We start from the raw sequence: 13,999 nt of genomic DNA on the forward strand, positions 1-13,999 counted from the left end.
TTATTACAACACATGAAGTTAACCGCATCGGAACATTTTAAAAATTTAAATACGGAAAGTTAAAGATGAGAAACATATTTTTAAGTTACAGCACCAAAGATTCAGACGCAGCAACCAAGATTGTAGAAGGCTTAAAAGCAGCAGGTCATAAAGTTTGGTTTGCACCCAATAAAATTTTAGGTGGCGAGAATTATGCTGAAAATATTGAAGAGGGTATCGAGCAGTGTGAGCTTTTTGTACTATTAGCTTCAAAGCATTCTATTGGCAATAAATTATTAAAGGTCGCAGCTTCAGAAGAAGTTAGTAACGAAATACAACTCGCTAAAAAACATGGCTTAAAACAAATACCTTTAAAGTTAGATGACAGTATAGTTTCAGGGGCTGCAGGTGGAAACAATTATCACTTTATTCGTAAGCAATGGATCGATGTTGTTGTCTCATTAGAATCTGGTGACTTTGCTCCAATTGTAGAGCAAATCATAGCAACAGCGGATAACATTGAAACTAAAAGTTTGGATATGCAGTACATAGAAAAAGCGGAAATCGATTTGATTATCGGTGACTTTGAGCAATCTGTTCGAGCACTGGGTGAATACAGCTTTTTAGATAAATATGTTCCGCGAGTAGAATTTATAAGGTTAATTTCAAACTTATTACGTAAAGGTATAAAAAACCTTAATATTAGTGAAGCAGACGAGTTCACTTCTGAATTCCAACGATTACGTAATACCCATATGGCATCTTCTGCAGCATATATGCTGGCGATATTGAAACTATATTGTTATCAGCCAAAGGGGTTTAAAAATGATATTGAAGACTTCGCTACTTTAAAAAATTCAGTGAAGTCATGTAAACCAATAAATGTTAAATATCGATTTGTCGCAGATAAATTATTACCAGCAGATAGTCAGTTTGCCGTTGAATGGTTAATATAGTTACTTTCATATCAAAAGATTAGCAACATGAGCCTAATTGTTCTTAAATAACAAATAGGCTAGGTTAACAATACCATTAACTTTTCATCTAAGTTTCTGATATTGTTAACTATGCATTGTTTGGCTGCCTATTTATTAGCCCATACTATTTAAAGAGTGAACTTATGTTGCCTCGTGCATTTCGATTGTTTGTATCTTCAACTTTTTCTGATATGGCTGAGGAACGAACTATACTACAAAATGATGTTTTTCCTGAGCTTGAAGTTTATTGTGCTAATAGGGGCTTTAGTTTCCAGGCTATAGATTTACGTTGGGGAATAACGGAAGAAGCTCAGCTTAATCAAAAAACATTGGATCTTTGCATACGAGAGGTATCTGAATCAAGAGCACATCCACGGCCTAACTTTCTTATTCTCTCTGGTGAACGATACGGCTGGGTGCCATTACCTAGAATAATAACAGAAAAGGATTTTGTTAAAATAAAATCACACCTATATAAGTCTGAACAAATAGTTAATTCAGATGTTATTAGTAAATGGTATCAGTTAGATGAAAACTGTGTTCCTGCAGCCTTTGTTTTACAAGGTCGCTACGGCATTGGTAGACAAAGTTTTCAACCTTATGAAAAGTGGTTAGAAGAAGAGAGTAAGTTACGTGCAATTCTGCAGGAAGTTGTAACAGCTATTCGACTTGATTCACGCGAGGTCTATTTTTTATCAGCAACAGAGCAAGAAGTAATAGCAGGTATTCCTGGTTTTAGAACAACAGCAGAAAATATATACTCTAATGCCCCGTGTAGTGAAAATCACCAAATCTTAATGGAAGATATTTATGCTGTTTTACGCTCCGTAAAGCCTTGTGAAGGTAAAAAATCGAGTGATTTTTTCGAATTAGGGGGGGTAGCAGCTGAAAGGGTAGAAAGGTTTAGAAATCGACTATTTACTTTTTTGCCTAATGAACAATTAATCCCATTAACAGCATCGTTAGCAACGTTTAATAATGGAGGATTTGATAGCGAATACAAAAAACAATTCAAGTTTATGGTAATTACAAAGCTTAAAAACGCTATAACCAAACAGATTGATACTCTAGCAGAAAAGTACTCAAGCCCAGTGAGTATTGAAAATGAAGAACATTTATCATTTCGTGATAATAGAGCTCGAATTTTTTTTGGACGGGATGATTTATTTAAAGCGATTAACACTTATATTGTTAGCCCCAACGATGCCCCTTTTATAATTTCTGGTCTATCAGGTGCTGGAAAATCTGCATTTATAGCCAAGCTTTCAACTCAACTGGAAGACCAGGGCTACTCTTGTGTTGTTCGCTTCGTAGGAGCAAGTGCAAGAAGTGTTAGTATGCGAGGACTGCTCAGTTCTATTTGTGAAGGTATATCTCTTACAGCAGAACCTATGCAGACACCAAAATCCTATGAAGGTATGGATTTACAAAGTTTGAGTAAGATTTTTAACCAGAAGGTAGCAGAGCTAGCTGAAAAGGGTAAGACACTTATTTTGCTTATTGATGCATTAGATCAGCTCGTCGATAATGAAAATTTGTTATGGATTCCTGAATATTTACCCAGTCACTTGAAATTAGTGATTACTTCATTAGAGGGGCATTATATTGATAACCTGAAAAGTATCTATAAAAAGAAACCATATTATATGCCCGCTCTATCATCTCACGAAGGTGAAATTGTTCTTAATAAATGGTTGGAGTATGAGCAAAGAACACTAAGTACTTTGCAGCGTTCTTATGTTATGGCGCTATTTCAAAATGTAGGGACACCCTTATACCTTCGTTTGGCATTTGACGAAGCAAGTCGCTGGAGTTCGACCTGTATTCCAAAGCTAGCCTCTGATGTGAGTGGCATCATCTGTGAGTTTATTGATAACCTATATCAGATTAGTCACCATAACGTTCTTGTTGTAGAAAGAAGTTTGGCATACCTATGTGCTGGTAGATATGGGATGACAGAAAAAGAACTTTTGGATGTGCTTTCGGATGACCCTGAAGTAATGAAGGCGATTAAAAATGAGTTTCATCAGTTAAATTTACAGAATAAGTTACCGATTGTTATTTGGGCGCGCCTTCGCGCGGAATTAAAACCTTACTTAATGATTCGAAATCTTCAAGATGTTGAGGTGCTTTGCTTTTTTCATCGACAAATACAGCAAGTAGCTGAAAAAAAGTTAAAAGACAATAGTCATCATTTTCATCTTGCTAAGTATTTTGATAGTCAACCACTTACCTTAGGTGGGCAAATAAAGATTTATAATCAACGTAAATTAGTTGAATTACCCTATCAGTTATTTCAAGCAGGTAACTTAGAACGATTAATTCAAGTTATGGATCAATCATTTATTACTGCAAAAATAAATTCAGGTATGGGATTTGAATGTCTTGATGAAATATCAAATCTTTATCAACATATTATTAATCAGAAGCTTCTCAACTTAAAGGTTGAATCTCTTATATTTTCTTTAATTGATGCTTTAGTATCATTAGGCAATGTAGATAGTGATATTCTTAGTGTCGAAGATGTACATGCAAATTTCATTTACCGAGAGAACCTTTGCTTTTATAAAGCATTTTTGAAAACAGGTTCAGAGAATAGGTGGTTAAAATTAAATCAGACCGAGCACAGTAAAAATATTCAGCTTTGTTATCAACAAGCCTTCATGGCTCGTCATGGTAATATGCTACGAAGAGATAATGATCTAAAAGGTGCCACCAAGGTTATTCAAAAGGTTCTTTCTCAGCTCATTGCTACGGCTCAACCAGATCAAGCTGAATGCTCGAGAATCGAGTATGATCTTGGGTACATTAATTATCTGAGAGGTGAATTCTGTGAGGCTGCAAATTGGTTAGAAAAAAGTGCTAATCGTGCAGATAATAACGGGAACAAAATAGGTGGCTCTATAAGCCGATGTGTTGAATTTCGTATTCGGTGGTTCGATGATAGCATTTCAACAAATGATTACGTTACACAACTAGATATAGCCTTACAAATATTTCAGGATGAAAGTGATAGAAGCCCAACAGCTAAACGTTGGATCATGAATATTTGGGCTCATAAATTTGAAATAGCTTACCGCTACAAAATTTTGTCAGATGCAGAAGCCGCTTTTAAAAATATTGAGCAAAATCGTTGGTTAAAATCTGAGAGAGGTCCCAAAGAACTATTACCTTATCAGGCTAGATTAGCGTGTTTGAAAAAAAATTCACAAGCAGCTGTTGCATATTGGCAAGATTACTTTTTTGAACGTGATATAGATATAGAGTCTAATCGTGAAGCTGCTGCACGAGATTACTACGATTTTGGCATTGCACTTCGACAAGCTGGAGATGAAACTAAGGCCAAAAATATTTGGCAGCATGCATTAGGGTTTCCATCAGATCCAGGGAATCATTACTGGCATGCAGCGATCGATAAAGCACTTGCTTGAAGTTTATAAACTCATTAATGACTGAGAACTATTAATGTAAAGCACACTTGTATCTATTTTTAATATGTTAATTTACAACCTAGCTGGCCAAATAGTCGTCGTTTTTTTCCCTATAATATCTCACTACTAAAGTGAAAAAAACGTACGTTAACTAAGCTCACATTAATGCATTACACTTTACTTTAAAACTTTATGTATAGCTTCACATAAATTTACTGCGACATAGGCTTCAAAATTTTCGGCTGGATCAAATGAACGTTCATGGGTGATATTAATAGAGGCTAAATGCTTGATTAATATTTTGAGTTTTTCTTCTTTTGATTCTGCAGATTCATTTAAGGTATCGCTGATAGAAAATAGTTGTTCCCAAAGGTTATTATTCATCGAAAGGTCTCTCACACACTTATGCCGTAAATAAAGTTATCGGCAGAAAAAATTAGCTTTTAAGCTACAAATTGTGGAGGCGACTTTAAATGAAATAGATAAAAACGTCTACTTTTGTATTAATGATATTTATATTAATAATTAAAGGCTTAAGGTTAACTATTATTGCTAGTTTATTGTGCTGATAAGATAGCGATTAATTTTTTTAATCCTTTACCTTTGTTGGTTATTTTCCATGCCATAAATAAGTCTTGCAGTGGGCGCTCTTCTGCTAATTTAATAACTACCAGTTGGCCTGATTCAATATGATGTTGGATGAGGTTTTTGGGTAAGTATCCGATGCCAATCCCTGCAATAATCGCTTCAATTTTTATCGCAATCGAGCTGACAAAGAAATGTTGACTGCCCTGGATAATATTAACTGACCAGGGGATCTCATGTTGGGCTGAGTCATGAACGACGACATTCCTATATTTTGATAAGTGTGCTGATTCAAGCGGCCCTTTAAGAAAGGCTAATTGATGTACTTTGTTAACCACTAAAACATTTTCAGACATTGCAATTTTTATTGCCCTAATACCTTTTTGATTGGGCACAGGTGAAGGAGCGCCAATAACTAAGTCGACCTTATCTTCAATTAATGCCTCCCACGTGCCGTTCATTACTTCTTCTCGCACATCAATTTCAATATTTTGATGGGCGATTAAAAATGCTTCTATGCCTTTAAAAATAGTTTTTATATCAATAATGGAATCGCAAGCAATACGGATCTTGGGTTCCCAGCCATTAGCAATTGTTTGAGTTTGTTCTGAAAGGGTATTAATGGCTGTTAGTACTTTACGGCCCTCTGATAATAAATGCTTGCCGGCTGGCGTTAGCACGGCGCGACGGCCTTGTCGTTGAAAGAGTGTCACGTTTAACTGTTCTTCTAGCTTTTGAACGATATAAGAAAGCGCTGAAGGAACTTTATTCAATTGTTCTGCTGCGGCCGCATAAGTGCCACGCGTTTCAATAGCATCTAATACAAGTAATGCTTCAATACTAATAGGTGGCATTTTCATGGCTATTATCCAGATATTTAATTGTTCAAATTATTTGAACATAACAAACAAATAATAGGGGTTATTCGATATCAACTCAACCTTTACAATAGCTACATATTAAATCATTAGTCATTAAAGAGTATTAAAATGTCATTTATAAATACCATCAATAGTATCACTAAAACTGAACAATCTTTATCAAGCTTACCGCTACGATTAATTGCCGGGTTGATTTTTACCGCTCATGGTGCACAAAAGTTATTTGCTTGGTTTGGCGGTTATGGGTTAGAGGGAACCGGACAGTGGATGCAATCTATAGGGCTTGAGCCGGGTTTCTTTATGGCATTAATGGCGGGTAGTGCTGAGTTTTTTGGCGGGATATTATTATTGATTGGTTTTCTCACTAGACCTGTCAGTTTTGTCTTGGCTATTACCATGATAGTGGCCATCTTTAGTGTTCATATCAGTAATGGTCTATTTATGAGTAATAACGGTTATGAGTTTGCCTTATCGTTACTAGCGATAACGCTTGCGCTATTTGTGCAAGGTGGCGGAAAATACTCTATTGATCGTCACGTATACCGAAAGCTAATTAAAAATACTTAACATGTAAAATAGCTAAATCACCTGCCAGTAACAGTAATAATGGCTAAATCAATAAATTTAAGGAGTTTGTTATGGGATTAATCGTTAACGGTAAATGGGTCGACCAATGGTATGACACCAATAAAAGTAAAGGGCAGTTTGTTCGTCAAGATAGCCGCTTTAGAAGTCAAATTTCATCAGATGTTAATAGTCTATTTAAACCAGAAGCGGGCCGTTACCATTTATATGTTTCGTTGGCGTGCCCCTGGGCACACAGAACACTAATCTTTAGAAAGTTAAAACAACTTGAAACAATTATTTCGGTGAGTGTTGTTGAAGCTAAAATGATGGAAAATGGTTGGACGTTTGGTGATAAGGGAGATCCACTTTATCAGTTAGATTATGCCTACCAATTATATTTAAAAGCAGATCCTAGCTATGAAGGACGCGTGACAGTCCCTATTTTATGGGATAAAAAAACTCAGACGATTGTTAATAATGAATCCATTGAAATCAGTAGAATGTTTAATTCAGCATTCAACGAGTTAACAGGTAATGTTGATGATTACTATCCCGTTGAGCAACGAGAAGCCATAGAAACGGTAAATACGCGTATTTATGACACTATTAATAATGGTGTTTATAAAGCAGGTTTTGCGACGACACAAGCGGCGTATAATGACGCATACCACAGCTTATTTGACAGCTTAGATTGGCTAGACGTACTCTTATCAAAACAGCGGTATTTAGTGGCTGACAAAATAACCGAAGCTGATTGGCGCTTGTTCACCACACTGATCCGTTTTGATGCGGTATATCATGGGCACTTTAAGTGTAATCGCCAAAAAATCAGCGAATTTCATCATATTAAGAACTATGTTAATGAACTTTATCAAGTACCTGGCATTAAAGAGACGGTTGACTTGGAATACACTAAGACTCATTACTACGCGAGTCATTTAACGATTAATCCAACAGGTATTGTTCCTTTGGGCGCAGCGGAACACTTTGATGCGCCACATGACCGTAAGCGTCAATACTAAGGGTTAATAGGTTTAAGGTTTGACTGGTAAATAAAGCTAGATAAATAAATACTGAGGAAATTTGATGATAAAACATTATCTTTATAAAAGCTTAGGTAGCGCTAACCATGGCTGGCTTAAATCTAAACATCATTTTAGCTTTGCTAATTATTACAATCCAAGCCGGATGGGGTTTGGAAAGTTACGTGTTGTTAATGATGATTGGGTTGAACAGGGCATGGGCTTTCCTTCGCACCCACACCGTAATATGGAAATTATCAGTTTTATTCGTTCAGGTGCGCTCACTCATCAAGACAGTACCGGCAATAAAGGCACAACGAAAGCAGGTGAAGTTCAAGTGATGAGTGCAGGTACAGGTCTTGTGCATTCAGAATATAATCGCACTAAAAATCCATTAACTTTTTATCAAATTTGGATTGAAACTAATAAAATCGATGTGGCACCTCGCTGGGAAAGTAAGAGATTTCCTACTGAGCAGCTATCAGCACTGACATTGTTAGTATCAGGCTACCCAGCAGATAAAAATAAGGCGCTGTTTATTAACCAAGAAACGCGCATATATGGAGGGAAATTAGCGAAAGGAACCGTTATTGAGCATAACATTGACCATCAAGCTTATATATTAGCTTCAGCAGGTATGTTTAAAGTAGAGGATAGCTCAAAAATTATCACCATGAACGCAGGAGATGGCGCTGAAGTCACTCAGTCAACGACAATTTTACTCAGGGCGTTAATTGACTGTGAAGTGATTATTATCGACACGATTAATTAGCTAAATCCCGTAATGTAAACCACGAACGTTCTCTTAAAATCGTATGTTCTGAAGATTTTAAGCGCTGGCGTTCGTGTCTAGCATTCGCTCTTTTATTATCTAGCAATATTTTATTACTACAGTAGACCTAATGTATAACGCGTTGCTGCTTGTCCCAACGACTTCCTTGCCAATGAGTAATCGTTCCACAAGCTTGGCAAGTGTCGCAATGCCATTCAATTACCCCTAAGGTTATTGATTTAGCTTCAATTTCTCCAGTACACGAGAGTTGTTTAGCACGAGTATTACATTTTAAGTTAACGTGAACGAGCGGTTGCTCAATATTTTCAGAAAGGGCTAATACAATTTTACTCAGAAAAATAAAAACTACTTTTGCTTGGTCAGTAAGTTCGAGAATGTTGCCCTCGCCGTCAATAAAATGTCTAAAATCTGCTGCTAACGTCATTGGTTTTTCCATAGAATACTCATGCCGCTAAGATATAGTAGTTAACGCTCTTGGTACAACACTTCTCAGTAAATATAACATCAGTAATTAATTTAGGTAGCTTGAATGTTATAAATATTAAGTATAAAATTAGTGCTGTTTTAGATATATGTATTTTCGTTATATATTCAGGCCCGAGTCTCCATCGGGTTTTTTTGTGCCTTAAAATACATAGACGAAAAGCAATAATGGCAAGACTGCCCCTGCAGTAATTTATTAATAGCCCAAGCTTTGTACAATAAGCAATAAGGCCAATAAAGGAAATTCACCATGAAAAAAATAATCACCACCGCATCTGCGATATTATTGCTACAAGCCTGTACAACATTTGATCCCTACACAGGTGAAAGTAAAACCAGTAAAACAGCTATAGGCGCAACTGCAGGCGCAAGCTTAGCAGCAGTCATTGCCTTTATAGACAATAAAGACAAAGACAGCAGAACACGCAACAAACGTATTTTAGCAGCAGCATCAGGTGGCGCCGCAATCGGTGGTGGTATTGGCTACTATATGGACACTCAAGAAGCTAAATTGCGTAAGCAATTGCGCGACAGTGGTGTGAGTATTGTGCGTGACGGCGACAAAATTAACCTTGTTATGCCAGGCAACATTACTTTTGCTTCGAACAGCTCAAACATTAACAGCAATTTTACTAGCGTATTAGATTCTGTTTCTTTAGTGCTTGAAGAATATAACCAAACCATTATTGTTGTTTCTGGTCACACTGACTCTAGTGGCTCTGCCCAGCATAACCAAAAATTGTCTGAAGACCGAGCTGGCTCAGTCGCTAATTATCTTCGTGGACAAAAAATCCTTAGTGACCGTTTAGAAACTGTTGGCTTTGGTGAAACACAACCGGCAGTAACGAACAAAACAGCTGCAGGTCGCGAGCTTAACCGCCGTGTTGAAATAACCTTGTTACCGATAGAACAGTCATAAATCGTCATTAAAATAAAGCCATTATTATCGCGTTATATGCATTGATAATGGCTTATTGCTTAAGACGCTTGGCGTTAAAAGGGCGATACCATTAACATGACTTTAATCGTGCTAACCATCAAGATTTCAAATCAATATCTACAATCAATATCTACAATTAATATCTACAATTAATATTTCAAATCAATAAGTTTTCTAACGCTATCTAAAGTCTCGATAAGCTGGCGACTAAAATTAAAGGTCATGATATGGCTTTCCTTTCTCCCTTGACGTAACAGTTCATTGAAATGGTTGATTTGATGATCATAGCCAAATGTTTTGCTATTAAAAGAGATAACTTCTTCTTTTGTATCAGTTATTAAAGTGACGGTTGAAGGACTGTTAAAGCCACTGTTAATTTTAATATTGCCTTGTTCACAATAAAACACAGCTTCACTCGGCGCCGACTCCAAGAGTGTCGATTTTAATAAGGCTACCACGTTATTTTTATAGTTAAAGACCATGGAACAGGAAGAATCTGCGCCATTAGCAAAAAATGTTGCATCAGCGGTCATGGTCTCGGGCACGCCAAGGGTAGTTAGTGCTGCAAAAATAGGATAAATGCCAATATCTAAAAGACTGCCTCCGCCTAATGATTTATTAAACAGCCTAGCTTCTTGGTTAAATTCTCTTGCGAAACCGAAATCTGCTTCAACTTTACGTAGATTGCCGTAAGTTTTATCAGTCAGTTTATTTAAAACAAAATTATAATGGGGAAGAAAATAGGTCCAGAGCCCCTCCATTAGCAGAGTATTATTTGCCGTTGCAGCATCAATCATGCATTGCACTTCATCTGTATTCATGGCAAAAGGTTTTTCACATAGCACCGCGATACCCTGCTCTAAGCACAGCAGCGCATTTTCTTTATGCATTGAATGTGGTGTTGCTATGTAAATAGCGTCAACATTTTCATCATTTACGAGCGCCTTATAACTGCTGTAAGCTTTAGTAGCGTGATATTTATCGGCAAAATCATTGGCTTTTTGCTGTGTTCTTGAAGCAACGGCATATAGCTCAGCATCTTTCAGCGTTAATAAGTCGGTTGCAAATTTATTGGCTATGTTACCTAAACCGATAATTCCCCAACGTATGTTTCTATTTTTTAGTGATTTCATTAACTATTACTCAAGATAAAAGTACAAATAAAATTATTTTTTCATCGATCTAATGCTCTTTGTTCCACAGACTAGCTATCTTTAATAAAGCGTCATTAGCCCATCGATGCTTAAGCTCGATAGTTAAGCTCGATACTTAAGCCTGATACTAAGTATAATGTTAACCAACATAATCTTGGGCGCAAAATAAAATACCACTCCCTTGCTCTTTTTCCAATAGTATGGGAATAAGTGCGCCGGGCATTACTGAATCGACATCGTTAGGGGCAAATGTGCCGCCAAGGTCTGTTTTTAACCAACCAGGGTCGAGTAAGTTCATTAAGACGTTAGTGCCTAATAGCGTTGGCATCATGTCGCGCACATACCTTTCAAGAGCGGCTTTTGAACAACTATATGCCATCAATTCAGGTTGATTACTAATGCCTGAAGAAACATTAACAATACGTCCCCAATTACGCGTTAGCATGCCTGGAAGAAAAGCATCACATAATTTAGCCGGAGTAATACTATTAACCATAAAACTGTGTAGGTATTCCTCTGCCGTCGGGGCAAAGAGCGGCTGATACTTGGTCATGATTGCTGCATTATTATACAGTATGTCTAGGTGATTATTACTCAAGGCTTTCACCTCGGTAATTAAATGCTCTACTTGAGAGATTGAATTAAGTTCAGCCGCTACAGCATAAACTTCATGACCCGCTGTGGTTAATTCATTAAGCAAATCTCTAGTACCAGCTAATTGTCGAGAATGAATGATGAGTTTACAGCCTTGTTTAGCAAGCTCTTTCGCAACACGAAGACCGACCCCTCGACTAGCTCCCGTTACTAGCGCCCATTTATTTTCTATATTTAACATTCTTATGCCTATTTTTATTCAAATTTGTTAATCAAGTTATTGATTTGTCGTTTTTTGTTTTACTATTTTATGCCGTAATACTTTAGTGACTGCATTAGCGTCTGCTGGTGAAATTAATTACAGCCGTGCATAAAGCAGGTAATAACAAGACTAGGTATTTTTCACTAAAAATTTGCAAATGAATATATAACAAAATAAAATTCATTGTTTTATATAACACACAATAAGCGCAAAAGATGATGAATAAAGAGCATAAAAAACTTGAGCGATTAATGTTATTTAGTGAAGTTGCCCGCCATTTAAGCTTTACGGTCGCGGCACAACATTTACAAATATCAAGAGGGCATTTATCTGCTCAAATTCGTCGATTAGAAAAGGAGATGGGTTTTGCTTTGTTGATCCGCTCGACACGGAGTGTTCGCTTAACCGCAGAAGGTGAGAGTGTTTTAACAGGTGTAAATAAAATTCGTCATTCTGTTTTAGAATTAGAACGAAATGCTGGTCATAAAGGCAATGCTATTGAAGGTGTTATAAAAATTACAGCACCAAGCCTCTTTACCAAAAGGTTTTTACTCGACATTTTTTCTAAGTTTAGCGCCTTACATCCTGCTATTGAGTTTTCTATCGATACCAGTTACACCCGTTTTGATCTAAATCGCAGTGATTTTGACTTGGCTTTTCGTGCCACTAACTCCCCGCCTTTAAATATGGTTGCAAAAGCTATCTTGCCCTATAAACATTGCTGTTGTGCTTCTGCTGAGTATTTAGATAAATACAGTAAACCAAAGGAGCCTAGCGATTTAAAAACGCACCAATGTTTAAGGGGACAAGAGCAATTAACCTGGTCATTCTTAAACGCTGAGGTGCCCGTAGATGGTTGGTTAAAAATAAACGATAACCATATGCTGAAAACATTAGCATTAAAGGGCGAAGGTATTATTAGGGTACCTGACTATTTAGTCGACCAAGAGATTAAGGAGGGAACGTTAGTGGCTATACTTGAAAGTGAAATGCCAGCAGGGAAGACCATTTTTATGATTTATCCTCAATTAATTCACCAGTCGAATAAATTGAACGCTTTTATTGAATTTACTAAAGAGTATTTTAATAAAATAGCTTTAATAAACTAAATTATTAGCTTTAAGAACATTTATTTATATGGGGAATAATCTAAATTATACAAGAGTTTACCTTTGCGCCTTATTTTTATATCCTAGCATTATATTAAGGTTTAAAAATAACTAAAGTTATGGTCACTTTTGACTGTGATTTTTAATATTTATTAGCTAACTTAAATCAAGTGCTACTATTAATAAAACCAAACGTTATCAAAAGCAAAAGGCTTTCACTATATGATGGTAACCAAAGAACTTATTCTTGTTATATTTTTTTATTTTTGCTTTTCTTTTAGTTCTCAAGCTGTCGAAAAAATTGCTGTTAATGTCTATGTTTATCATCTTAAGCCACCGTTTATCACTGACTTGAAAAACGAAAAAGGGCTTTATTATGATTTTTCTACTTTATTAAACAGTGAAAGTCATAAATATAGCTTTAAAACAGTCTTTATTCCTCGCAAACGTATTGATCATATGATCAAGCAAAAAAAGTTAAACGGGGTATTATTAGGCGTTAATCCTATCTGGTTTAAAGACAAAGCAGAGACTAAATATTTGTGGACTTCAACGGTTTTCACCGACCAAGATGAAGTTATCTCTTTAAAAGATAAACCGATTGAATATAGTGAACCATCCTCTTTAGAAAAATATGTTTTTGGTGGCGTGCGAGGCTTTTATTACTATGGTATTAATGAGCTAGTGACTAAAAAAAGAATAAATCGTATTGATACAATTAGTGAACAGGCATTGCTTAATATGCTGATCAGTAAAAGAATAGACAGTACGATAATTAGCCAGTCTACTTTTGGCTATATTACTAGGCGAAGTAAAAATCGAGATTTATTTCATGTATCTCTTATTCCCCATGATAGGTACGCCAGAAAAGTGATGGTTTTACTTAAAGATAAGGCTATTTTTGAAGATATTGAACCCATTATTAAAAATATTGATAATAATAAAGTATGGTCTGAAATATTATTAACTTATTTAGATAATTAGCACTATTTAATAAAGAGATAAAATTATTAAAACTAATGTTAATAAGCTCATCTTATTAACCCTATTTCAACTCTTTATTATTAACATTTATTTACGCGTTTAGGATAAGCGTTTCTGTGAATAATCGTTATAGCTTAATTAGGTAAATAGGCAGTCGAATTAGACTGTGAATCGCGCTATGTTATAGGTAACTCCATTATTCCTGTCAAAGCAACTAAGATTATAGTGACTAGCCTAA

13 protein-coding genes are annotated in these 13,999 nt (G+C 36.1%); 8 read left to right on the forward strand and 5 right to left on the reverse strand.

Annotation, left to right across the window (positions count from 1 at the left end; translation table 11 throughout):
• Window positions 1–65: 65 nt before the first annotated feature.
• Entirely contained in the window at window positions 66–935 is an 870-nt protein-coding gene (locus H4J75_RS06620) for a toll/interleukin-1 receptor domain-containing protein (protein ID WP_182221686.1), read from the forward strand.
• Between the two features lie 164 nt (window positions 936–1,099).
• A complete protein-coding gene (locus H4J75_RS06625) occupies window positions 1,100–4,387 on the forward strand; it encodes a DUF4062 domain-containing protein (RefSeq protein WP_182221687.1) in 3,288 nt (1,095 codons plus the stop codon).
• A gap of 177 nt (window positions 4,388–4,564) precedes the next feature.
• Here the strand turns inward: H4J75_RS06625 and H4J75_RS06630 are convergent, their stop codons facing one another.
• Window positions 4,565–4,786: a hypothetical protein gene (locus H4J75_RS06630; protein ID WP_220465252.1), complete on the reverse strand. Its 222-nt coding sequence runs from the start codon at window positions 4,784–4,786 to the stop codon at window positions 4,565–4,567.
• Between the two features lie 158 nt (window positions 4,787–4,944).
• Window positions 4,945–5,832 carry a LysR substrate-binding domain-containing protein gene (locus tag H4J75_RS06635; protein ID WP_182221688.1) on the reverse strand — a complete coding sequence of 296 codons (888 nt, stop codon included), beginning with the start codon at window positions 5,830–5,832 and terminating at the stop codon, window positions 4,945–4,947.
• Window positions 5,833–5,961: 129 nt separating this feature from the next.
• On the opposite strand from H4J75_RS06635, the gene H4J75_RS06640 reads away from it, so the two are divergent.
• The 3 genes from H4J75_RS06640 to H4J75_RS06650 all read left to right on the forward strand — a co-directional run bounded on the left by H4J75_RS06640 (window position 5,962) and on the right by H4J75_RS06650 (window position 8,214).
• Entirely contained in the window at window positions 5,962–6,420 is a 459-nt protein-coding gene (locus tag H4J75_RS06640; RefSeq protein WP_182221689.1) for a DoxX family protein, read from the forward strand.
• A gap of 71 nt (window positions 6,421–6,491) precedes the next feature.
• Entirely contained in the window at window positions 6,492–7,442 is a 951-nt protein-coding gene (locus tag H4J75_RS06645; RefSeq protein WP_182221690.1) for a glutathione S-transferase family protein, read from the forward strand.
• A gap of 64 nt (window positions 7,443–7,506) precedes the next feature.
• Window positions 7,507–8,214, forward strand: a complete 708-nt coding sequence (locus H4J75_RS06650) for a pirin-like bicupin family protein (protein WP_182221691.1) — start codon at window positions 7,507–7,509, stop codon at window positions 8,212–8,214.
• Between the two features lie 127 nt (window positions 8,215–8,341).
• On the opposite strand, the gene H4J75_RS06655 is transcribed toward H4J75_RS06650, so the two are convergent.
• Window positions 8,342–8,671, reverse strand: a complete 330-nt coding sequence (locus H4J75_RS06655; protein WP_259366384.1) for a hypothetical protein — start codon at window positions 8,669–8,671, stop codon at window positions 8,342–8,344.
• A 297-nt stretch (window positions 8,672–8,968) separates the two neighbouring features.
• Between H4J75_RS06655 and H4J75_RS06660 the strand changes: the two genes are divergently transcribed.
• A complete protein-coding gene (locus H4J75_RS06660) occupies window positions 8,969–9,637 on the forward strand; it encodes an OmpA family protein (protein WP_070376549.1) in 669 nt (222 codons plus the stop codon).
• A gap of 170 nt (window positions 9,638–9,807) precedes the next feature.
• Here the strand turns inward: H4J75_RS06660 and H4J75_RS06665 are convergent, their stop codons facing one another.
• Window positions 9,808–10,791, reverse strand: a complete 984-nt coding sequence (locus tag H4J75_RS06665; protein WP_182221693.1) for a Gfo/Idh/MocA family protein — start codon at window positions 10,789–10,791, stop codon at window positions 9,808–9,810.
• Window positions 10,792–10,951: 160 nt separating this feature from the next.
• Window positions 10,952–11,647, reverse strand: a complete 696-nt coding sequence (locus tag H4J75_RS06670) for an SDR family oxidoreductase (RefSeq protein WP_182214154.1) — start codon at window positions 11,645–11,647, stop codon at window positions 10,952–10,954.
• 236 nt (window positions 11,648–11,883) lie between these two features.
• Here H4J75_RS06670 and H4J75_RS06675 point away from each other — a divergent pair, with 236 nt between their 5' ends.
• Both H4J75_RS06675 and H4J75_RS06680 read left to right on the forward strand, forming a co-directional pair.
• On the forward strand, window positions 11,884–12,777 hold the full coding sequence (locus H4J75_RS06675) for a LysR substrate-binding domain-containing protein (protein WP_310733759.1): 894 nt from the start codon (window positions 11,884–11,886) through the stop codon (window positions 12,775–12,777).
• Between the two features lie 222 nt (window positions 12,778–12,999).
• On the forward strand, window positions 13,000–13,761 hold the full coding sequence (locus tag H4J75_RS06680) for a transporter substrate-binding domain-containing protein (protein WP_182221694.1): 762 nt from the start codon (window positions 13,000–13,002) through the stop codon (window positions 13,759–13,761).
• Window positions 13,762–13,999 lie beyond the last annotated feature (238 nt).

The organism is Colwellia sp. BRX10-1 (assembly GCF_014077545.1).
GTDB lineage: Bacteria > Pseudomonadota > Gammaproteobacteria > Enterobacterales > Alteromonadaceae > Colwellia_A.